Here is a 22,100-nt window from a genome sequence, read left to right as displayed (position 1 = left end):
ATCAAAAAGAGAAAATCATGAAACTCTCTCTGTGGCCTATTATTATTCTGGCCTTCCTGGCGAACTGCGGTTCCGAGCAAGCTACTACCAACACAGCTGCTACACCCGGAGCGGCCCCTGCACCGGCGCCTGCGGGATCTAGCGCTAGCCCAGAAGTAACAGCAGCACTAGCCTTTGCTGATAGTATTGCGGCTTTACCTAAAGCAGAAAAAGCAGACGTAGAAGCTGCACGCAGATATGCTCAAGCAGTAACCACTTGGCAAGCAAGCAACCTAAAACCATCGGTCAAGCGACATCCTGTAGCAGAAAGCGCTTGGAACCGTTATCGGAATGCTTTGCGCTTGGTTGTAAGCTCTCGGGGCATGAAGCGGGTAAAGCCGGAGGATGATAAGACCTGGAATGATTTCACCCCTCAGCTTGACGAGGTGACAAAGATTCTGCTACCCCTAACAGAAGAACCGGAAGTCACCGCTTCGGAGGCTTTGCTTACGCTGATAAATGTCGAATCCGGCTATGGAAGTGTGCTCTTCGCGGCCCAGCGCCACATGAAGTACCTGAAATATCCTCAGACCCGGAATTTGTAGCCCTACACCACCCTTGTACCTCTATATATGAAAGCTAAGCTTCAATTACTTGGCCTCGCATTCTGTGCCTTTAGTGCTTTTCCGGCGTCCGCTCAATTGGTTGTAACGGCACCTGTATTGGAAGTGCAAAGCGGCGTGCAAACTGGCCTCCAAAAAACAATGAAGGGCTTAGAGGCTGCCGCCAATAAGCTGGTAGCCTTGGGAGTAAAGGAGCAAGAGCTAACCAAAACTTATTCGCTGAAAAACCTTACGCAGCATAAGGAGTGGTACGACGGGCTGATGAAGGTATCGGGAGTAGTGCGTGACTATCGTCGAGTGCGGGCGATTTATGCCAAGCAAACGGCTATCATTTCCACCTACTCGACGGCTATCAACGTGTTCCGCACGTCGCGCTATATCACCGCCACTCAGCTCACGGAAATGACCTCAATGTACTCTAAGCTACTGGCGGAGGGGGCTAACACGGTTTCCGACTTAGGCACTATCACAAGCCCAGCTATGCTGAAAATGACGGATGCCGAGCGCATGGAATTCATCGACCAACTGGATGCCAAGATAACGGAGCATTTAAATCTGGTGAGTTACTACACGCGGCGAAACATGATGCTGCTTCAAACAGCCCAACAGATCGACCAGGATACGAAAACACTCTACTCCTTTATTGGCGCTCAATAACTGCTGACGCATGAAAGTTATTTCCAAGCTAATTCTGCTGGGCTTGACCCTTTGGGCGCATCAAGCCTACGCCCAGCTGCCCGCTGTGATTTCGGCGCCTATTTCGGAGAAGATTTCGCGCAAGCAAATCGTCCACCAAGGTGTTTCGGCTACTCTGCTAGCAACCGGCAAATCTTTGGCTAACAGCATGACCAAAGTCAGTGGTGTGATAAAGGGTATTACCGATCAAACGCAGGCTCTTCACGCACAATGGTACAGTAGCTTACTCAACATTAGTCCTGGGGTGCGCAATTATCGTCGGGTGCAGGAAATCTACGATGCGCAAACGGCTATGATTTCGCAGTTCTCCAGTGGCGTTTCCGAACTGCGTACGCGTGGTCTCACGCCTGTTCAGGTTAATGAAGCGGCGGGCACTTACCAAGCTTTGCTGCAAGAAAACATCTCCCTGATTTCAGAGCTGGCTACTATTCTAGCCGCAAACAAGGCTCAAATGACCGACCCGCAACGTGTCAAGTTCATCAATAAGATTGCCGACAAGATGGTGGCGCAAAAGAACGTCATGACTTATCATACCAGCAAATGCCGGGCGCTGGCTCAGAAGCAACAGCAAGAGAAACAAGATCAGGCTACGCTCATGGCCCTTATCGGAGCCCCTCAGTAAGCCTGGATTCCAGTCTGTATCCTTTCCTTTTCAAGTAGCCAGCTTTCAATTCTGCTGCCCCTATGGACATGAATACCCTTACCGTTGCTATGCTCCAAATGGAGCAGATGCTCGGCCGTCTGTACGATTCCATGATGCCGTTGGTGGCTCAGTTCGTAACCTTAGGTCGAGCAGTTGGCTGCATTGGAGCATTAATCTTCATCAGTTCACGCGTGTGGGGCCACATCGCACGTGCTGAACCCATCGATATCTACCCGCTAATGCGGCCGTTCCTGATTGGCTTGGCTATTTTGCTTTTCCCTCAGTTGCTTGGTGGGTTGCGAGGTATAACCGGTGCGATTGCGCGAAGCACTGATTCGGTGCGAATCACCGAAACGCAGGAAATAGCGCGCCTTCAACAGCAGAAAAAAGATATCATGGCGCGGCTACCCGCCTATCAAGACTTTGCAACCGATGAGGCTTATGAAGCAAAGTTGAAGGAGCTGGGCGGAGTTACGGGCATGGGCAACCTGGGCCAACAAACCGCTTTAACGTTCAACAAGCTGAAGTATGATGTGAATCAAAATTTCCGGGAGTGGATGAAGAACGTTCTGGAACTGTTCCATTGTGCGGCCCGCCTCTTAATTAATGTGTTGGCGACTTTTCTGCTAGTGGTACTGTCTGTGTTAGGCCCGCTAAGCTTTGGCATTTCAATTTTTCCGGGCTTCACCGAAACTATTCCCAAATGGTTAGGCAACTTCATTACGATTAGCTTATGGGTGCCCGTAGCTAATATTTTCGGTGCCATTATGGGGCAGTTTCAAATCATGATGCTGCGGGCAGATATTACCCGCCTGCAAAGTCCTAATGGGGGGTTAGAGTCCGCTGACTTTGGCTACTTGGTGTTTCTCTGTATTGCTATTACCGGCTATCTGATTATTCCCTTCGTCACGGAAATGATGATTTCCGCAACAGGTGCTGCGCAGGCTGGACGGGCCATGCAATCGGCTATGACAGGTGGTGCAGCAGTGGCTGGCGCAGCAGGAGGCGCTAGCCTGCGTGGGGCTGGTTCTATAGTTTCCAATGGTGCAACCGGATTAGGCGCTGCGGTTGGTGCTGGCCAAGGATTGTTGGGTGGAAATAGCGGGGGAAGTATGACGCGCGGCGAACAAATAGGGCATCGTGCAGGAACGGCAGTGCGCGAAAGAGCTCAAAGCTTAGTTAACCGCTTGCGTGGCTAACCGAGCTGGTTGTTCTATCACCTTCCAATTCCAAATCGAAATGTTCGCATCTCTTAAAACTATTGATTCTGCTTTCCAGCAGGTTAAGACTCTGGCCTTGCTCTTTATTGTGGCGGCTTTCACGCTGGCGGGCACTATTGCCTATTTCGCTTTTCAATCCTCTCAGGCAGCTTCTCAACGCATTTATGTGCTGGAAAATGGCGCTCTACTAACTGCTGGCGCACGAGATTCCAAAGCGAATCGACCCATTGAAGCGCGTAGCCACGTTAGCCGCTTCCATGAACTATTCTTCACGCTGGATCCTGACCAAAAAGCTATTCAGGGTAATGTAAACAAGGCGCTGTATTTGGCTGATAACTCGGCGAAGAAACAGTACGAAAACTTCAAGGAAAAGGGATTTTACAACGACTTAATCGCTGCCAATATCAGTATCGAAATGATTGTCGATAGTGTGCAGCTTTCCACACAGCGACCTATTACGGCGCGTTGCTTTGGCCATCAACGTGTTATTCGTGCCACATCGGTTACTACCCGCGATTTTGTTTCTGAATGCTCATTGCGCGACGTAACGCGCTCAGAGAACAATCCGCATGGCTTCATCATGGAGAATTGGCGAGTGCTACAAAACAACGACCTCACAACTACGCCCCGCTAAGCACTGCCCCTATGGCGACGAAACCAAAAGACCCCCAGTTTATTCGAACCCGCAAAATGGCAACGTTTCTGCCCGTGGTTGGCGTACCTTTTCTAGCGGTTATGTTCTATCTGGGAGGTGGGGGAGGGGGTACTCCAGCCGACGCACAAGTAGTTCCGGCGGGCTTTAATACCAACTTGCCCGGAGTGGCAGGTAATACGGATATTACTACCAGCAAGATTGAAGCCTACTCGGCGCCCGTCGATTCCCTGCGGAATCGGGGCTTAGTGTCTGGCCAGTTAGATACTGCATCTACGAACAACAATCTTTCTTACGCAGTTGGTCCCAACGGGGAAACAGGCCCGAATGCCTCGGCCGATAAAACCGTAGCAGCAGCTCAGCAGCAACTTTTGGATGCGCAGCAAGCTCAGCAAGCAGCATCGATTAATGCTACGCCAACTACGGTACCAGGCGCCCTCACGCCTCAAGAACAGCGAGAGCTGGATCGTAGTGAGCGGGAGCGGAAAATAGAGGAAGCACGGGCTAAAGCTGAAATTGCGCGGCTACTGCGCGAATCAGACGAGCGGGATGCTCCTAAGCCAGTGGCAGTGGCCCCGGTTGCTAAATCGGTATCTAAGAAACCGGCAACCAAAGCTCTTATAGTTGATGATAATGCGATTGTCTCTCGCCTCGGTGCTGGCAGCACCAAACGCACCGTTTCCTTTCAAGGACTTGATGATAGCGGCAGCGCCGATGCAGTGGATGCTAATACACTCCCTGCAGTCATCCACGAATCTCAGGAAGTAGTTAGTGGCTCTTTGGTGAAAATGCGGCTCACCGAACCTGCCGTCGTGAATGGGCACCAGTTAGCAGCAAATACCTTTATCTACGGCAAGTGCAGCTTGGCCGGGGAACGTTTGACCATCGCAATTGAAACACTCAAATCGGGGGGTAGCATCTTCCCGGCTTCTCTAGAGGTGTACGATGTAGATGGATTAGAAGGCTTACACATTCCCGGTACGATTACGCGGGATGCCTCTAAGCAAGCGGGTGCCGACGCCATGGGCGCGGCGGATATGATGACTATGAGCGCGGACCCCACTACGGCTGCGGCGGGTGTGGCGGTTACGGCAGTGAAAAGTTTAGGCCAAAAAAAGATTCGGTTGGTCAAGGTGCGCCTGAAAGCCGGGTACAACATCCTATTGAAAGTTGACAAAGAAGATTAACCCACTCTTTCCTTACTATGCATAAGCCGTTTCTTTCCGTAAGTGCTGCCCTTGTGCTGGCTGTGCTCAATGCCTCGTCCGTGCTAGGCCAAGCTAATACACCTCAAGGCCGTGCGGCCCGCGCTGCGTCCATGCGTCAGCCGAAAGGTCAATACGTTGATGTGCCCGATAACCAGGATCAACAAGAGGCTCCCAAGATGCTTACTTACTCGGAGTCAAATAAAATGGCTTCCTATCCGCTGTTTGTCAGCGACCAAAAGACTACGCACTTGGTTTTCCCATTTCCCGTAACCTATGTCGATTTGGGTAGCGCGGGCCTGATTGCTGCTAAGGCCACCGGAGCAGAGAACATTGTTCGCGTGAAAGCAGCGGGGCAACGGTTTGCCGAAACCAACATGACGGTGCTTACTTCCGATGGAAAGCTTTACTCGTTTGTGGTTAATTATGCTCGTGACCCCAAAATTCTTTCCCTGAATTTGGGAGCGGGCACGACAGCAGTACGGAGTGCTGGCTCACCGGCTATTGCTTCTACTTCGCCTGTTATCAACGAGGCCATTCTATCTAATTCACCAATTCCTCAGGGCAACCTAGATGGCTATTCGGTTGAAGCATTAACCAGCAAGGGCACGGCGGATAGCAAGAGTGCCAACCAACTCAGTTTGCGAGCTGGATCGGTAGGCTATCAAAACGAAACCTTGTTCTTTCCTCTTCACATTGCTAACAAGTCCAACGTGACGTATGACATAGACTTTGTCAAGTTCTATATCCAGGACAAAAAGGTAGCTAAGCGCACAGCCGAACAAGCACTTGAAATTGCGCCGATCTATGTCTACAATGGAGCGCAAAAAAAGGTGGACGCGCAGGGAAAGCTAGAGAAGGTATTCATCTTCAAAAAGTTTACTATCCCCGATAAAAAGCAATTGGTTATCGAGCTTTACGAAAAGGGCGGGGGGCGCAATATCAAACTTACCCTTGCCAATTCAGATTTGCTGAAGGCGCATACTTTCAAAGGCATAGCTAGTGCAGTCGCAGCTGGCTCTGTTGGGTCCAGGTAAGCGAGGCCCCACAGACCAAGCCTAACCATAACGATATAGACCTTCTAAAAGCCCGTGCGTTACAGGAGGTAGTTTACAACCAAACTGCCCTCCCGTATGAAAAAGCTTCAATCTGCTCGTGAGACGTTGGCCGCTATTCTATTCAATGAGCCCAGTGCCAACTATGCAGTTTTAGCAGCAATTGCTTTAATAGCCGGTTTGATCTTTGTCTTTACCAGTGAAAAGCCTGGAGCGTCAACTCACTTCGTTATGCTACTTACTTTTCTGGCCTCGTCCCGGCTTTTCAAGGCAAACTTGCTACGCTCGTTCTGGATAATTGCTGTGAGTCTCTTTGTCGTTGTATTGATACTGGACGTCGCCCAAGATGTAGGATAATGCCCAACTAGAGGGTAAGTGAGAGGCTAGGTCTCTCACATTCCAGAATGACCCTGCTGCTTCGCCAAGACTAACTTGGTAAGCGCTTTTAACAAACACAAAACCTGGCCGACTTGTCCAGTGCTTCAAATAGTGTCTGTCCTGAACGGGGAAAATTTACTTCACCGCTTGTGTCATCACCATCCTATGAAAATGAAACTATTGACCTTATTGCTGTTACCCTTACTAGTGGTAAACGGTTGTTCATCAGATGATTCCGATTCCACTCCTGATCCCAAACCTATAGGACCGAAAGAATATGCAGTAGAATATCGTATAACTGGCACCAATGCCGTTACTGCACAAATTATTTACCGAGATGCCACGGGTACGGAAGTAGTCGATGAACCCGTAAACCTACCTAAGACCTATTCTTTTAAGCGGACGATGAAGCAGGCCGACGTTGTAAGCTGCGGGGTATTTGTGAGAAATGGTACTGCTTCCTCGAGTGTGAAGTCCGAAGTTTTGATTGATGGAAAATCTGTCGAAACTAAGAACGGCAGTGGCCAGAATGCTCAAGCCATTTCTGTATATTTAATTCCTTGACAAGCTTTTAATGAAAAATAGAGGTTCTACTTCACTAGTATCATCTTCGTTTACTTGGTAGTGCATCGCGCGCCTCGAGTCTATAAATAAGGTTTCTTAATTTTACTATTGCCTAGCTTCATCAATTTATCAGTATAGCAAAGTATTAGGTGCTTAGTAACAAACAGTTATAAAATTTTACGTACTTACTTCTATGAAAAGCTTTTTACTATTCCTCGCGGTAATTGCTTTCTTGTATTCTTCCTGGGCCCCTAGCTGGGGTAGCAGCTTGGCGACGTGGGGTTTAGTGCTCTTTGGGCTATCCAAATTTTGGGGCTTGTCAAGTCGCGTAACACCTCCTTCCAAAGGACCTTTCAATCCGCATGACCGGTTCAATCCTTTCTAAAGGCTACTATCACGCATTCCTCATTTATCAATTCCCGTGTATAGAATTGTCTTTTTTTTGAAGTAGGTAAAGCAGCTATTTTTTGGTTGCAAAGTAGGTATGTTGGTCGTGCAATACCTTGGCAAGTTCTGTGGCCAAGGTGTAGTAGCGAAAACCATTCATGAGTTCGAGGCGAGCCAAAAGCATCTGCTACTCATCGAAGTAGATAAAGTACAACTGCACCTCGGCATTGTTGTAGAGCGTATCGGCGGTGACCTTCTTCGTTGTGGCGGGCCATCATGTCTTTAGGTTGAATTCGGCCAGGACCTTCTCCTAACTTCCAGGCAGAGTACAGCATCTGCTCTTAATGTATGGACCAGCACGACCAGGATGGTCTTGGGCAAAAAAAGTTAACGGTTGCTTTGTTTGTCTCTTTATTGGAGCGTTTTCATGGACGACACAATAGCGGGACCGTCCAAACAAATGCTCGTGTGGCTGTTGCAGGGTATGGCGTCGTAGTTCGCCGGGCGAGCAACCGTAAACAAGACAAGCGACAATTCCGGCAAGGGCCGCTCTTCTCGGCTCTTAAAGGCTTTCCTAGCAGGGAAATCGGGGCAGCAACCGCCTTGCTCCTTCACTAATGACTACTCCCTGGCCCGTGCGCCTTCACGCACCGGCCCGTAGACCGGCGCCGGAATCGACACTGGTTTCGTTTCTTAGTCCTGGTGCTGGCTGGCTTTTAGCAGCTGCCTTGGAGCGGAAACTAATTAAACAGCCCTGGGGCGGTAACGAATGGCTTAAAAGCAGGTACTCGGGGCACGTTCTCTCCTTATCATGCCCCTGCCTCTCGCGTATGCTGTATCTACTTCGATTTCTGCTGCTGAGTTGCTGGAGCCTGCTGCCCCTCGCGGGCCGGGCCCAGCCCACACTCACGCCCGCCCAGTGGCGCCAGGATCTGCAAGCCACCCTCGACTCGCTGCTGCAGAAGGACCGCTCCTTCCGTCCCGCCGAAGCGGCGGCCTTTCGCAGCCGTATTACGGCGCTGCGCGACTCGGTGGCGCTAAAAACGACGCCGGAGCTGATCGTGGGACTGGCCCGGGCGATGGCCCTGAGTGGCAATGCCCATACCCGCCTCTATCTTGTCCGCAACCGCACGGCCCTGCGGCGCTACCCGATCCGGGTGTGGTGGTTTGCCGAAGGGCTCTACATTGTTAAAACAACACCCGCGTACGCCGAGCTGCTCGGCGCCAAAGTAGAACAGCTGGCCGGGCACGACCCCGAGAAGCTGCACCAGTGGGTCACGCCCCTTTTTGCCGGCAGCCCGACGTGGGCCCGCTACATGAGCACGTATTCGCTGACCAGCCCCGAGATCTTGCAGGGGCTGCGCCTGCTCGGGCAGCAGGACCCGCTCCGGGTGCGGGTGCGAATGCGCGGGGGGGGCGTGCGCACGGTCCAGCTATCGCCCTTGCCCTTTGCGCCCACCAATCAGCCCACCGAGGCGTGGTGGGATCTGGCCCCGACCCATCCCGGCCGGGGAGCTCGGTGGCAAAGCGTGCTCCCCGCTGACACTACGAAGCTGCCGCTGTATCTGCGCCGGCCGCAGCAGGGCTTCTGGCAGCAGTATCTGCCGACCGAGCAGACGCTGTATGTGCACTACAACCGCGCCGGCAATCTCCCGGGGCAGCCTCCCGTAGACTCCGTAGGCCGGCAGATCTTGCGGCAGCTGCGCACGCGGCCGGTCCGGAAAGTGGTGGTGGACCTGCGTTTCAACACGGGGGGCAATCTCGAGGTGGGCCAGGCCTTTTTCGAGGCGTTGGGCAAGGCCACGCAGCAGTGCGGAGCCCAGCTCTACGGGCTGGTGGGGCGCGCCACCTTCTCGGCCGGCTTGTACCACCTGGCGCAGCTGCGCCTGGCCGGCGCCACGCTGGTGGGCGAGCCAGCCGGGGATAGCCTGGACTACTGGGCCGAAGGCGGCAACTGGGTCTTGCCCCACTCAGGCCTGATGCTGCACTATGCCGACCGGTTCCACAGCTATTCGGCCGCGCCCCACCCCGAGGTCCCCCCCGCGCAGGTCTGGCTTGATCTTGCTGTCCCGGACCTAACCCCCACAGTTCCTGTGCTGCTGCGGGCGCAAGACTATCTGGCGGGCCGCGACCCCCTGCTCGAGCGCGTGCTCGCGCCGTAAGCGGCGGCCGGCAGCGCCGGAAAGTGGGCGCGGACGGCGCTGCCTCACCCAAGCAGTAATAGAAGAGCGGCTTTCAGCACACTTAGTTTTTACCGGTTTGCGGGGCCGCGCCCTTGCCGGCCGCGGCCCAAGCCCGGAAACCCGGGCAGATTTTCTCTACTCGGGTCAGGGCTTCCTCCCCGTCGGTCACGGGCGGTTCGCTCATGGGGAAAGCGTGGGGCAGGGCCCGCAGAAAGCCGAGGCCTTGCTCTCGATACACGTGCTCGACCTGCTGCTGAAAATAGGCTTGGTACCAGCCGTAATTGTCGGGACCCACCCCGAAATAGAGACGATCGAAGTCGGCCAGCGACGTGTAGGTAGGCTTCACGTTGCGGTAGAACAGGTGGTTGGCTGCTTCCCACCCGGCGGCCTGCGGCGGCAGCTGTTGCCGCAGATAAGCGTAGCAGAAATAAGTTGCCACCAATTCCCGCAGCCACGCTACTTGCAGGTTGATGCCGTAAGCGTCGGTATAGGCATGACCGAGCTCGTGAATACCAATCAAATCCGGTACGCCTAGCTTTGTACCGCCATACGCGAACCTGCGGGAATCCACCGGCTTTTTTGGATTAGCCCGTCGCTTTTCCTCGACCGCCGCTAGCTGCTCGTTGATGCGGCCGCCGGTCGCCGGCAAAAACGCTACGTACGGCTTCTTGGACACCCACGGAACGCCGTAGAACGGTCGTCCCTGCTCGGAGTAGATGCTCGTCCACCGGGCGGAGTCCAGCACCGCCAGACTGAATGGCACGTCGAGCTGCAACTGCTGCTGGTAGAACGTTTTCACCTCCTGCATCAGGTGGCGCAAGGCCAGGGCCCGCGTCTCGTAGCCGGGCACGTAGTACACGGCCACCGGCTGGTCGAGGGCCGCAGGCAGGTGCAGGGCCTGCACCTGGGCCAGGGGTGAGGCCGGCAACGCGACCTGCGCGAATCCCCGATTAGGGGCTGCCCATCCTAGGAAGAGAAGAAGTAGTCTGATTATGAAGGCTGTAGTTAAGAACTTGCCTTTCGCTGGGGTGGGCCAAGTCGGATCATCCCACCCGGGTTCGCAGAGAAAACAGGATTTCATCACGGTTAGCTTTTCGTGGGTTTCGAGGTTGGCAGCTTTTTGCTGTGAAGCACGGCAATCTGCCAGCGGCCGTCGCGCTGCACCCACACGGCCAGCATTTGCAGGGTCGTAGTAAACGCCGGGCCGTTGTTGCTCTGGTTTCCAAGTTTCAAATTCGCCACCGTCACGGCCGTGGGGCCGTAGACGTTTACCGTCACTGGGCTCCCGAGCGCAACGGTGGTGAAGGGCCAGTTCTTGGAGCCGATGTAAGCCAACTCCGATTTGCGGTTCACGACCTGGTTATCGGGCGCGTTGTGCCGGTATTCTGAGGCGAAGAGGCGGCTTAAGGCGGCGGTATCCTGCTTTTGTGACGCAGTGGCCACCTGGGTTAGCAGCGCCGTAAAGGTTTGCTCTTCAACAACGCTGGCGGTTCCCGGCATGGGCTGGGCAGTGCCGAGCAACGCCAGCCCCAACAGAAAGGCGAGGGTCGTAAGGAAGGGTTTCATGAGGTAAAAAGTGGGTAGCAGAAGCAGTGGAAAAGTGAAGCCGCGTGGCCGAAAGCAGTTGATTGGCTGGGGGCTTGGCAAGGGGCTGTCGTTGCCAAGAGGTTGGCCGCGCGGGGGCGTAATAACCCGTCCGTCGCGTTCCAACTTAACGCGGTTGGCCGCTGTGGCCTTCGGTAGCAGAGGTGGTGGGAGTTGCTTCCAGGGCCGCCAGCCGCCGGCTTAGCAACTCCACCTGCGCTTGCAGCAAACCGATGCGGTAGTCCAGCGCCAACTGTTGGTTTTCCGCTGAAAGCAACTGCTGCGGCTCCGGGGTAGGGGGTAGGGTCATCGCCTGGTACTTGCCAAACAGGTACTTTAAAGTAGGATCCAGATACTCGGCGCTGGGGTCGCACCAGGTGACTTGCGGTTTATAAGCTTTTAAGTCGAGGTCCGAGGTAGTTGCACCCGGGGATTGGGCGCGGGTCGGGAGGGCAGTGGCTAGCAGCAACGCCCCGGTGAGCAGGAAATGGGGGGAAGATTTCATGGTAAAAGCAACAGCGTGAAGGTGTTAACAATCGAACGTTGCAAAGGAAGCGGCCCCCTGGCCGGCCGGCATCTGAGGTTGTTGCAAACTTGTTGCTTTGGGTAACACCAAGCCTTTCGGGTGTTGCAAAAGCGTTTGCTGGAGTTGCACAGGGAGCGAAATCTTCGTTTACCGCCGGTTGTCAGCTTCCTCGTCCGGCTAGCTGCCGGCCCGAGAAACCAAGCTTCGGCATGAGCTTGCGGCACAGGCAGTCTTCGCTTGTAACGCTCGGCAACGAGTGACAGCCGTGAGCTGCCAGGCGAAACAGCCCACTGGCGGGGTGGTAACCAGGAATTGCAAATTCTCTATATTGTCTTGCTAAAGCGTTAGCAGTCAATGGTTACTTCTAATCGGTCGGCGGCTGGCGAACCCGGCTGAGCCCTGCTGGGACCTTACGCAGGGCAGGTGTTGGATTTTATTATCGGCATGAAAACAGTCCGTTTTATCTGCCTGCTCTGTGCTTGCTGGCATTGGGCGCTGACGAGTTGGGCCCAAGACCAGGACCTGAACCTGGTGCGCCTTACCGCGCCCGGCGTGGACTCCGACACGATGCAGCGCCTGGGCCGCGGGCCTGTTTGGCGCTTCCAACCCGGCACGCCGGCAGGGTGGGCTAGCCCCACCACCGATGACCGCACCTGGCTGTTGACTACGGCCGTTTTTTCCTTTGGCGAGGGCCCACCGGGCTGGCGCGGTACGGGCTGTTTTCGCCTCCGCTTCATGCTGGATTCCGCCCTGGTGAATCGCCCGCTAGGCGTACAGGTACTGCAAGGGGGAGGCATGGAGGTATACTTGGATGGTCATTGGCTCGGCGGCTACGGTAAGGTGGGTACTTCGGCCGCCTCCACGCAGCACCAGCGGGTCCGTTTCCGGCCCCTGGTGTTCCAATGCACCACGGCCGGCCCCCACCTGCTGGCCATTCGGTACGCCAAATTTGCCCTGTGGCCGCCGCCCCAAGGCGGCTTTACGCTCCGGGTGACAACCGCCGAGCGGCTTATCACCCAAAACACGGCGCAGGTACGGCTCGGCGACCTCAACTTTCTCTCTCTGGCAGGTACGGCAGTACTGGCACTGCTCCACGGCTTTCTGTTCCTCTTCTACCGCCCCCAGCGCGCTAATCTCTACTTCAGCCTCTATATGACGCTGGCGTCGGCAACCAGTCTAATGGTGTACCTGCGGTGGGGGGCCACTGACATGTCGGCGCACTGGTGGGCTAGTTTTGGCTTTCTGCTTTGCTCGGGACTAAGCATCATCGCGCTGCTCCGCTTTGTGTATGCGGTCTGCCAAACCCCCATCTCGGGGCGCTGGCTAACCCTGGTCGTTTGCTTGCAAGCGGCTCTGCTCGTGGGGTGGCTGGTGTGGCCAGCGTGGGCGTGGTCGGATCGGGTGGTGGTCACGTTAGGCCTGAGCTTGGTTATGTGGCTAGATATGTTTCGGGTGATGATCCGGGCGATGCGCCAGCACCAACCCGGTATTTGGTTGGTCGCCCTCGGCGCATTTGGCACGCTGCTAATCCCCTTTATTGCCAGCGGCGTGTTGAACACGTGGACCGGTCCGTTTGATGCACTTCAGCAAGTGGTGCTGCAGCTGTGTTTGTTGCTGCTGCCGATCTGCATGTCGGTGTACCTAGCCCGCGACTTTGCCACCACCCGGCGCCACCTGGAAAGGCAGCTGCAGCAGGTGCAGGCGCTTTCCGAGCAAACGCGGCGGCAGGAAGCGGAACGCCAGCAACTAATTCGGGCCCAAAATGAAGAGCTGGAAAGCACCGTGCAGAGGCGGACCGAGGAAATCCGCCACCAGAACACGGTGCTGGCCACCCAAAAAGCCGCGATCAGCGAGCAGGCCGACAAGCTGCAAGCACTCGATCAGGCTAAGACGCGCTTCTTCACCAACATCACCCACGAGTTTCGCACCCCGCTCACGCTGTTGCTCGGCCCGGCCGAGCAAATCCTGGCCGAGTCGCAGGAGCCCGCCACGCGCCAGCACGCCCGCCTAGTGCAGCGCAGCGCCCACCGCCTGCTGCGCCTGATCAACCAATTGCTGGATTTAAGCAAGCTCGAAGCCGGCCAGCTGGCGCTCAGCTTTGTGTCCGACGACCTGGTGCGATTTGTTCGGGGCCTGTTCGGCTCGTTCGACTCGTTGGCCCAGCAGCAGCAGATCACCACGGCCTTTACCACCAGTGAAGCGGAAATAGTCACGGATTTTGATCCCGACAAGCTGGAGAAAATCGTGTCTAATCTGCTCGCCAACGCCTTCAAGTTCACGCCCCGCGGCGGCCACGTCTCGCTGAGTGTGCAGCAAGTGAAAGGTACGCCGGCGAGGGCGGCCTGGATAGAGTTGGTAGTAGGCGATACAGGCTGCGGCATTGCCGCCGCGCAGCAAGCGCACCTGTTCGACCGCTTCTACCAGGCCGATAGCTCCGCCACGCGCGAACAGGAAGGGACCGGTATCGGCTTGGCCCTGGCCAAAGAGCTGGTGGACTTGCACGGCGGCACCATTACGCTAGTGAGTGAACTAGGCTACGGCACCACGGTGACGGTCCGCTTGCCCGTCCGCCAAGAGGCGGCTTCGGCTGGTACGTCCGGGCGCTTACCCCTAGCCGATACTGCACCGTTACAGCTTCTGCCGGTTGCTTCACCCGCTGAGGCCACCCAAGTGCTCGTTATTGAAGACAATGCCGACGTGCGCGCCTTCCTTTGCACCACGCTGGCGGCGCACTACCGGGTGCTGGAAGCCGTGCACGGCGAAGAAGGGGTAGCCCTGGCCCGCGAGCAAGTGCCCGACCTGGTGCTCACCGACGTGATGATGCCCCGCCTCGACGGCTACGGCGTGTGCCAGGCCTTGCGCGCCGACGAGCGCACCAGCCACATTCCGGTGGTGATGCTCACGGCCAAGGCCGGCCTGGACAGCAAGCTGGAAGGCTTGCACACCGGCGCCGATGCTTACCTGGTCAAGCCCTTCCAGACGGCGGAACTGCTGGCCACCCTGGCCAACCTGCTGCGCAGCCGGCACCTGCTGCGGGAAAGCTACCGCCGCGGCTACGTCGTGTCGGCCAGCGCGGGCTTGCCGTCCATGGAACAGGCCTTTATCAGGCGGGTCGAGCAGGTCGTGGCCCAGCACCTGGCCGAGGAAACCTTCAGCGTGGAAATGCTCGGCCGCGAAGTGGGCTTGAGCCGCACGCAGCTGCACCGCAAGCTCAAAGCCGTACTTAACCAAGCGCCCGGCGACTTCATCCGGCTCGTGCGCCTGCAACGGGCCCGGGAGCTGCTGGCGGCCAACGTCGGCACCGTGGCCGAAGTAACCTACTTGGTCGGGTTCAGCAATCCGTCCACCTTTTCCACCAGTTTTTCCCGTCACTTCGGGTATGCCCCTAGTGAGGTGCGCAATAAAACCGGCGCGCCCCGGTGAAGCAAGCCTGGCGCGAACCAACAATAAAATTTAGCCGCAAGCACAGCATGGCCGTCTAAATTTCCTGGTTTGCAACGTTTTCCAATGCCTTTGCAACGTACCACAATGCGGGTTAGAGCAGTAGTTGCTTGTTTTGTCAGGTGCTTTGAACGCCCCTCTTTCGGCAAGCAATATGCCGTGCACGGCGCGGCGGGAACGCGCGGCTGGGAGTAGGTGCTCGCACGACTTCTTCACCCACTAAGCCTATCCGGTCATGAAAAACGGGTTCCTTTTCTCGCTAGTGCTCCTGCTCGGCAGTAGCCTCGCTTTCCGCAATGCGCCTCGTTCCTTGGTGGGGCGCTGGCAACAGCGCTGGGCCAATGGGGCGATCTTATTGGCCAATTTCCGACCTGATGGCTCCTACGAGGCGTTTGTGGATGGCAAGGCCTTTGTGCGGGGCCGCTACGCCGTGCGCCAGGACACCCTGGCCTTGAACGATACGGGATGCCGGATGTACGGGCATTACCAACTAACTTTTTTTGCCGAAGACTCGGTGCGGTTTACCGCCATCCAAGACTCGTGTGAACAACGGCGCCGGGGAACCAATCAAAGCGTCTTCGGTCGACTCACCCCGGCTAAGCCATGAGCCGGTGGGCCGGGCGGCTGCTCATGATCGGGATGGCGCTTGGACTAGGCAGCACCGCCTTTGTGCCCGTCCCGGTCCCGCGCGCGGATCAAGCGGCGTTAGGTGAACGACTGTTTTTCGATCCGATTCTGTCCCGCTCGCGCACCATCAGCTGCGCGAGTTGTCACCAGCCGGCTTTTGCCTTTGCCGACACTTCGGCCGTAAGCCGGGGCGAACGGGGGCGTCTGGGCAAGCGCAATACCCCCTCGGCCATGAATGTACGCCTGCAGGCCAACTTCTTCTGGGATGGGCGGGCCGCGACGTTGGAAGAACAGGCCCTGCTACCCATTGCGAATCCGACGGAAATGGACTTACCCCTGGGGCAGGCCGTGAAGCGGCTCAACGATAGTCGCCAGTACCGCACCTTTTTTGAGCGGGTATTTGGCGAAGCCCCCACGCAACAGAATCTGGCTAGGGCCTTGGCAGAATTTGAACGAACCCTAGAAACCAACCAGTCGCCGCTCGACGAGTGGCGCCTCAACGACAACGAAGTGGCGGTAAGTGCCGCCGCCAAGCGCGGGTTTGCTCTCTTTGAGGGCAAGGCTCGGTGTGTGCAGTGCCACTTTGGCCCCGATTTCAATAGTGCTGAGTTCCGCAACATTGGCTTGTACGACGGCCAAGCGCTGGCCGACAGTGGGCGCGCCGTCCTGACAAAGAAGGCCGCTGACTTGGGCAAGTTCAAGATCGGTCCCTTACGCAACGTGGCCTTGACGGCGCCTTACATGCACAACGGCATGTTCAAGACCCTAGGGCAGGTCTTGGACTTTTACAATGATCCGAGCATAGTAGTCCCGAATGCGCTCAATCGCGATCCGCTGTTAGCCAAACCACTCGGATTGACCAAGCAGGAAAAGCAAGACCTCGAGAGCTTTCTGCTGGCGCTAACTGACAAACGTTTTTTGCCCCGCAACTTGCCGGCTACCCAGTCACGGTGAGCGCAGTCTTGGTAAGATAGGGAGCAGCAAAGTGAGCCTTTCTGAACAGCTCTAAGTGAAGCGCTGAAAGAGTGTTTTTTAAGACCCATCCCGAGTAGCGATAAAATATCGATCCACTAGTTGTGTGCTAAACAACAAACCTGAAAAAGAAAATAGCTAGCCCTTTACTGGTTTTCATTTTGTTTATCAATCATTTAGGTTGGGCGCAGGATGGGAGAATCCTCAGTAAGAAGCCCTTCATTTTAGCGGAAGGAGTGTTCAAAGAATTTGCGCGCTATAATCCCGAATTCAGCCTGAACTTGCGAGGCGTTGCTTTTTATCGGTTTACTTATTTGTCGGATGGGCTATCCCTCCCCTAGGTGAAGCCCGCGCTCGTTGCCCTACTACCTCAAGCGGCGGGCGGTCAGGGCCAATAAGACGTACTAGCATCTGGTCGCCTTCAACTGTTTTGGTCAACTGATAACGGGTACGGGCCAAGCCATTCCCGTCCCAGAATGTGCTGCCCAGGCCGATTTCACTTAAAGTTCTCTCTCTTTGTTCGCCTAATAAGTGCCGTAGAGCCCGCGGCCGCCGGCTATGGCCAGCTAGTTTTTAGTTGACCTGCCTGGGGGTGACGGTCGCGAACAAAGGCACGGCGGGGAAGGGAGTGTGAGGCTTGGCCACCAGGCTATTTCTTTCCGCGCTGGCTACCCTCCTGGATTCGGTTACAACAAGCACAGATTCGGTTACAAGTGTCCTGGACGGGTAATTGAACTTTGCCCTATGAAAATCATCGTCACCGGTTCCCTCGGGAACATCAGTCAACTCCTAACCAAGGAACTCGTTCACCAGGGCCATACTGTAACCTATAGACGGTGAAAATCAATCAGCGACTCAGGAGCAGCCATAAAACAGCGTAAATAAATGGGCACGCCAGTACTTGATTATGAGCGCGTCATGCCGCACGGCGGGTAGCCGTTTTGATTAATAGGCCGGCCCATTGCCCGACGCACTGGGAGTACTCCGCACGAGATGTCCACGCTAGCAGCGCGCGAAAGCACAAATGTGCTTGACCACAAGCGAATATGGCTCCATGGGTAACCGTCCGCATAAGAACTTATAACGTAGCCATATCAATCACGAAGCGGTAGCGCACGTCACCCTTCAACATGCGCTCGAAGGCCGGATGAATGTCTTTGATGTCAATGAGTTCGATGTCGGACACGATGTTGTGCTCGGCGCAGAAGTCTAACATTTCCTGCGTTTCGGGCAGGCCACCCGCGCCCGAGCCGGTCACCGTTTTGTTGCCGTTGGCCAGGCTGAAGGACGATACTTGCAGCGGGGCCAGCGGCATGCCCACGTTGATGTAGGTGCCGTTGGTGCGTAGCATTGGCAGGTAGAGGTTGATGTCGTGGTCGGCGGCCACCGTATCGAGGATGAAGTCGAACCGGCCCGTGGCGGCGGCTACCTCCTCTGGGTTTTTGGTCACAATAAAGTGGTGTGCGCCCAAGGCTTTGGCATCTTCTCGCTTGGTTTCCGAGGTGCTGAGCACGGTCACATCAGCCCCGAAGGCCACGCCGAATTTGACGCCCATGTGCCCCAGGCCGCCTAGGCCCACGATGGCCAGCCGGTGGCCGGCACCCACTTTCCAGCGGCGCAGAGGCGAGTAGGTCGTGATACCGGCGCACAGCAGTGGGGCCACAGCGGCTAAGTCCAGCTTGTCGGAAATGCGGTGCGCGAAGTCCTCGTGCACCACGTTGTGGTTACTGTAGCCGCCGTAGGTGGGCAACCCGTCGTGTCCGGTACTGTTATAGGTTTGCACGGGGCTTACTTGGCAGAATTGCTCCTGGCCGTTCTCGCAGTCGGGGCAGTGGCGGCACGAGTCGACCATCACGCCGACGCCGGCTAAATCGCCGACCTTGAACTTGCGGGCGTGCGCCCCTACGGCCACCACGCGACCCACCATTTCGTGGCCGGGCACTAGGGGAAATTGGCTGTGTCCCCATTCGTTGCGCAGCAGGTGCCAGTCGGTGTGGCACACGCCACAGTACAGAATTTCAATTTGCACGTCGTGGGGCGCCAGGTCGCGGCGCTCGAACGTCCAGGGAGCTAAATCGGTTTGCGCATCGTGCGCGGCGTATCCTTTAACAGCTAGCATCGGGGGGAGTAGAAAGTGGTGAACCCGACAAAGGTCCGGCTACCGCACCCTACCGGTTAAGCGAATACCCAACCAAAACTTGTCTTATTCTAACCTACGGGGCTGTTGCAAAAGTAAAGCAGGAGCCAGCAAAAGGGAGCAGGTGAGGTGGTCTAGTTACGCTGGACAGTTTAGGGCGTTAAGTGGAATAGGCTGTTGATGAGCATGACAGGGCGGCTGGTAGTCAATACTGGAGTGCAGCCGCTCGTAATTGTAGTACTCAAAATAGCCGTCAGCGCTGGCGGCCCACGTGGTGGCCCTTGTGGCGCAAGGCCACCACGTGGGCCGGCGGGTGCCGTAGCGGCGTTTATGCCAACCAAAGACCTTCACCAGTGCCATTTCCCAAGCGGGCACCCCATTAGTTACTGCTTGCTGATGAGCTTGTTGCCAGGTGTAATAGCTGCAAGCCACGACGCCAAGCACTTGGCAGAGCAGGCGCACTGGGTAGTGCTTGCGGTGCGCCTCAATAAAGCGGTAGCGGCTCATTGGTCCGGCGTCTGCGAGAGCCTGCGCTTACAGCAGGCAACTGGCGATGGCTTTTTTTTTAAAATCTCTAACTTCTGGGCCTGCCGCTGATTGATGGCCTGCAGTTCGGCCGCTGTCGCCGGGTCCAGCGCGGGGCCCTGGGCGGCGGCTACGGGGGTAAGCGCTTGCTTTTGCCACTTGTAGAGCAGCTTGGGACTGGTATTAAGGGCGCGGGCGGCCGCCTGCGTCGAGCGGCTTTCGCTGGCCAGGCGCAGAGCTTCCGTGCGGAAGGCGGCGTCATAGCGTCGACGTTTGGTGGGTAGGGGGCTGGCTTTCATGACGTTCGAAAGAGTAGACCCTAGTCTGTCCAGATTTACTCGACCACCTCAGTAGTACCCCTACTGCCATCCTAGCATGCTTGGGTAGTGACGGTTTTGACAGCTGCAAACGACCTTCTTGGGCTGGTAACAGGTGATAGATAGTGCTCGAGTAGACGTCACGAGCCCGTTGTCACTTTTTGAGGGTGTTCTAGAAGACGTCATGGCTGCTCGCCCTCACGTGATGGGTAGAATAACGTTTTTGAATGAGTGGGCTAATAAAGTGACATACGCTATGGACTGGCCCGACTACCTCGCTTTTAAGCAAGTGACTAGCTGTTTGGCAACAGGCCTCGCGATGTTTTATTTGAAATAAACATCGCGAGTCAAAAGAGCGGCTGTATAGCCAACTGGAAACACGCCATCAGGAGCGCCGTTCTGACTGCATTCAACGAGCCTCTTTTAGCCTTGACTATGTGCGGCCTCAGCAGACATAAATTCAGCAGCGTGATGCCAATAAAGACAGCTGCAAAGGTTAGCAGATACCATGAAGTCGCTAAAATAAGGAGACGGTATAGCATGGACTGGCCCCCACGACTTACTGCTTCGCGCCCGGCAACACGATGACGGCTACGATGTATTACATGGAGCCGGTATACTACGCCTTCCCGCTAAGCATGAGCGAGGCCACCCGGGCTAACGGCAACAGCCTACCTAGTGCGTGCGCTGCCTAGTAGGTAAGCTGGTCCCAGACCACTACCTGCCCGGCCTGCTCTCCCACAAACTGCACCCCTCCGTCCTGCGAGACGATGATTGCCAAACATTCAGGCGCGGCCAGGCAGAGCCGGTAGGCGGCGCGGTGGCGGGTGCCCCCGTGGTCAACAGCCACCGCCTGCCGCTCTTGGGCCTCCAGGTCAAGCGCCCGGTAGACCCGTTCCAGCGACACCTGCGTGGCTTGTATTTCCACCCCGAAGCCTACCAGATCGAGTAGTTGGGTGAGCACCAAGGCTCCATCAACGGCAGCGAGCCCGGCCAGGTAGTCGGCCAGGTGCTCGATTTCGGCAGAGAGGGCCAGAAGGTCGGCATCATGCGTCCGCTGATAGTGCGCCCAACTCACTTCCCCAAGCGCAGCCAAGCGGCGAATCACGGCTTGTACCAGCGCCGGAAAGCGTGCACTCGTTCCCTTGCCGAGCAGCACCGGGTACTTAGGGCACAAGACCCCGCCAGGGGCCGTCAGGGCAGCGATGCGGTCGGCGGGCACCATCACGATGAGCGCGCCATGACCACTGGCCCGAATCCGGGTCAGGGTCCGCCGCTGGAGCTGCAAGATTAGGTGGCGGAACAGCTCCCGCTCTTCCGGCAACAGATCCTGGCCCGCCTGCCGCTGACTGATCACAATTCGCCCCTGGATCCAGGCCAAGGGAAACGACAAAAAGCCATGCCCATCAACCCGGCCCCGTTGCAGCGTGAGGATGCGGTGCGCCCCATCGTAGAACACCAGGTTCCCCGGCCCATTTACCTGCACCAGCAGCGCGCGCGGCGGGCGCGCCGTACTCAGGCGGGGGCGGTCTACGAACTGATCCCACTCATGCTCACTGAAAAGCATCCCCCAGAGGTATAAGTCCCCTTGCGGGGTGGGGGCGACGGCCAACAGACTGCTGGCCTGCTGCACGGCGGGACTAAGCCGGCGCAGTTCCTGCTCGGAGTAGCTGCGGGGCTCGGCAAAGCGCAGCAAGTGAAAATCGGTGAGCGTCTCGGCCTGAGCCGCCAGCTCGGCTTGGGTCGCCAGCACGAGGTGGCAGACAACGGGGCGGCCCTCCTCGGCCAGCATACTCGCTTGGTAGAGCGTGGAGAGAAAGGCGGTGAGCACCGTTGTAGCCGGTAGCGGGGGGGCGTCGGGAGGCCAGTGCTGTTGCAACGCCACCGCCAGGTCAGCCGGATAATAGTGTAGGGGGCTAGGCATAGGAAATGCGGCGGGGTTAGAAATGGGCTACGCTTCGAATAAGCGGCAGCCTCGAATAAGCACTATATTGCCCGGATTGAGAGATGGTCATTGGTAGCCACCAGTTGGGTAGGGCGGCTTTGCAAAGAGGGGCAGCTTCGGCGGTATAAACAAGATTTTCGACCTGGTGGCGAAACACCGCTTGGCCTCGGTCTTCGCAAAGCGCTCTATCGTAATCGAGTAGGCCACCAACTTAAGAGCACTTCTTATTGCCAATGCCGGGCCTTTGAGCGAGTCAACCATCTGGTGGGCGGGCACTTGCTACGCGCCCTGACTAAAGGCTTAAAAGCACACCGCAGCATATAACTGCCGAGTAGGGCAGGCCGTCATACCCCCACGTAAAGCTGGAACAGGTAGTGCTAGAGGTTGGCGTTTGGCAACGCTCGGCCACGAACCCGGGTCCTGCGTCGGCGGCGAAGAGTT

Annotated in this window: 21 protein-coding genes; 14 read left to right on the top strand and 7 right to left on the bottom strand. The window is 56.5% G+C overall.

Annotated elements, in window-relative coordinates:
• The first annotated feature begins 17 nt into the window (after positions 1 to 17).
• The 11 genes from P1X16_RS21165 (at position 18) to P1X16_RS21115 (ending at position 9,564) form a co-directional block, all read left to right on the top strand.
• The gene (locus tag P1X16_RS21165) at positions 18 to 584 is read left to right on the top strand and encodes a hypothetical protein (RefSeq protein ID WP_277233470.1); all 567 of its coding nucleotides are present in this window, start codon (positions 18 to 20) and stop codon (positions 582 to 584) included.
• A 27-nt stretch (positions 585 to 611) separates the two neighbouring features.
• Positions 612 to 1,259, top strand: a complete 648-nt coding sequence (locus tag P1X16_RS21160; RefSeq protein ID WP_277233467.1) for a hypothetical protein — start codon at positions 612 to 614, stop codon at positions 1,257 to 1,259.
• Positions 1,260 to 1,269: 10 nt separating this feature from the next.
• Positions 1,270 to 1,920: a hypothetical protein gene (locus P1X16_RS21155; protein ID WP_277233465.1), complete on the top strand. Its 651-nt coding sequence runs from the start codon at positions 1,270 to 1,272 to the stop codon at positions 1,918 to 1,920.
• A 98-nt stretch (positions 1,921 to 2,018) separates the two neighbouring features.
• Positions 2,019 to 3,140 carry a conjugative transposon protein TraJ gene (gene traJ / locus P1X16_RS21150; RefSeq protein ID WP_277233463.1) on the top strand — a complete coding sequence of 374 codons (1,122 nt, stop codon included), beginning with the start codon at positions 2,019 to 2,021 and terminating at the stop codon, positions 3,138 to 3,140.
• 40 nt (positions 3,141 to 3,180) lie between these two features.
• Positions 3,181 to 3,795 (top strand): conjugative transposon protein TraK, encoded by a 615-nt coding sequence (gene traK, locus P1X16_RS21145; protein ID WP_277233459.1) that lies wholly within the window; start codon positions 3,181 to 3,183, stop codon positions 3,793 to 3,795.
• A gap of 11 nt (positions 3,796 to 3,806) precedes the next feature.
• Positions 3,807 to 5,000 (top strand): conjugative transposon protein TraM, encoded by a 1,194-nt coding sequence (gene traM, locus P1X16_RS21140; RefSeq protein WP_277233455.1) that lies wholly within the window; start codon positions 3,807 to 3,809, stop codon positions 4,998 to 5,000.
• 17 nt (positions 5,001 to 5,017) lie between these two features.
• Positions 5,018 to 6,055, top strand: a complete 1,038-nt coding sequence (traN, locus tag P1X16_RS21135) for a conjugative transposon protein TraN (protein ID WP_277233452.1) — start codon at positions 5,018 to 5,020, stop codon at positions 6,053 to 6,055.
• Between the two features lie 96 nt (positions 6,056 to 6,151).
• On the top strand, positions 6,152 to 6,430 hold the full coding sequence (locus tag P1X16_RS21130; protein WP_277233449.1) for a hypothetical protein: 279 nt from the start codon (positions 6,152 to 6,154) through the stop codon (positions 6,428 to 6,430).
• A gap of 186 nt (positions 6,431 to 6,616) precedes the next feature.
• Positions 6,617 to 7,015 carry a hypothetical protein gene (locus P1X16_RS21125; protein WP_277233447.1) on the top strand — a complete coding sequence of 133 codons (399 nt, stop codon included), beginning with the start codon at positions 6,617 to 6,619 and terminating at the stop codon, positions 7,013 to 7,015.
• Between the two features lie 735 nt (positions 7,016 to 7,750).
• The gene (locus P1X16_RS21120) at positions 7,751 to 8,020 is read left to right on the top strand and encodes a hypothetical protein (protein WP_277233444.1); all 270 of its coding nucleotides are present in this window, start codon (positions 7,751 to 7,753) and stop codon (positions 8,018 to 8,020) included.
• Positions 8,020 to 9,564 carry a hypothetical protein gene (locus P1X16_RS21115; protein ID WP_277233441.1) on the top strand — a complete coding sequence of 515 codons (1,545 nt, stop codon included), beginning with the start codon at positions 8,020 to 8,022 and terminating at the stop codon, positions 9,562 to 9,564. Before P1X16_RS21120 ends, P1X16_RS21115 begins: the two co-directional genes overlap by 1 nt.
• An 82-nt stretch (positions 9,565 to 9,646) precedes the next feature.
• On the opposite strand, the gene P1X16_RS21110 is transcribed toward P1X16_RS21115, so the two are convergent.
• The 3 genes from P1X16_RS21110 to P1X16_RS21100 form a co-directional block, all read right to left on the bottom strand.
• Entirely contained in the window at positions 9,647 to 10,666 is a 1,020-nt protein-coding gene (locus tag P1X16_RS21110) for a hypothetical protein (protein ID WP_277233439.1), read from the bottom strand.
• Between the two features lie 5 nt (positions 10,667 to 10,671).
• On the bottom strand, positions 10,672 to 11,151 hold the full coding sequence (locus tag P1X16_RS21105) for a nuclear transport factor 2 family protein (RefSeq protein ID WP_277233436.1): 480 nt from the start codon (positions 11,149 to 11,151) through the stop codon (positions 10,672 to 10,674).
• Positions 11,152 to 11,296: 145 nt separating this feature from the next.
• On the bottom strand, positions 11,297 to 11,674 hold the full coding sequence (locus tag P1X16_RS21100; protein WP_277233433.1) for a hypothetical protein: 378 nt from the start codon (positions 11,672 to 11,674) through the stop codon (positions 11,297 to 11,299).
• A gap of 465 nt (positions 11,675 to 12,139) precedes the next feature.
• Between P1X16_RS21100 and P1X16_RS21095 the strand changes: the two genes are divergently transcribed.
• From P1X16_RS21095 to P1X16_RS21085, 3 genes are all read left to right on the top strand, one after another.
• Complete coding sequence (locus tag P1X16_RS21095; RefSeq protein WP_277233431.1) at positions 12,140 to 15,118, top strand: ATP-binding protein; 2,979 nt, start codon at positions 12,140 to 12,142, stop codon at positions 15,116 to 15,118.
• A 253-nt stretch (positions 15,119 to 15,371) separates the two neighbouring features.
• The gene (locus P1X16_RS21090; RefSeq protein ID WP_277233427.1) at positions 15,372 to 15,743 is read left to right on the top strand and encodes a hypothetical protein; all 372 of its coding nucleotides are present in this window, start codon (positions 15,372 to 15,374) and stop codon (positions 15,741 to 15,743) included.
• The gene (locus P1X16_RS21085; RefSeq protein ID WP_277233425.1) at positions 15,740 to 16,717 is read left to right on the top strand and encodes a cytochrome c peroxidase; all 978 of its coding nucleotides are present in this window, start codon (positions 15,740 to 15,742) and stop codon (positions 16,715 to 16,717) included. Before P1X16_RS21090 ends, P1X16_RS21085 begins: the two co-directional genes overlap by 4 nt.
• A gap of 1,096 nt (positions 16,718 to 17,813) precedes the next feature.
• On the opposite strand, the gene P1X16_RS21080 is transcribed toward P1X16_RS21085, so the two are convergent.
• The 4 genes from P1X16_RS21080 to P1X16_RS21065 all read right to left on the bottom strand — a co-directional run bounded on the left by P1X16_RS21080 (position 17,814) and on the right by P1X16_RS21065 (position 21,638).
• Positions 17,814 to 18,854, bottom strand: a complete 1,041-nt coding sequence (locus tag P1X16_RS21080; protein ID WP_277233423.1) for an NAD(P)-dependent alcohol dehydrogenase — start codon at positions 18,852 to 18,854, stop codon at positions 17,814 to 17,816.
• A 156-nt stretch (positions 18,855 to 19,010) separates the two neighbouring features.
• Complete coding sequence (locus P1X16_RS21075; RefSeq protein WP_277233420.1) at positions 19,011 to 19,379, bottom strand: hypothetical protein; 369 nt, start codon at positions 19,377 to 19,379, stop codon at positions 19,011 to 19,013.
• Positions 19,376 to 19,696: a transposase gene (locus P1X16_RS21070; RefSeq protein WP_277233417.1), complete on the bottom strand. Its 321-nt coding sequence runs from the start codon at positions 19,694 to 19,696 to the stop codon at positions 19,376 to 19,378. The genes P1X16_RS21075 and P1X16_RS21070 overlap by 4 nt, the downstream gene beginning before the upstream one ends.
• 709 nt (positions 19,697 to 20,405) lie before the next feature.
• Entirely contained in the window at positions 20,406 to 21,638 is a 1,233-nt protein-coding gene (locus P1X16_RS21065; RefSeq protein ID WP_277233414.1) for a putative sensor domain DACNV-containing protein, read from the bottom strand.
• Positions 21,639 to 22,100: the final 462 nt, after the last annotated feature.

The organism is Hymenobacter sp. YC55 (genome assembly GCF_029433095.1).
Lineage (GTDB): Bacteria > Bacteroidota > Bacteroidia > Cytophagales > Hymenobacteraceae > Hymenobacter.
This window is presented reverse-complemented; position numbering and strand designations above follow the sequence as displayed.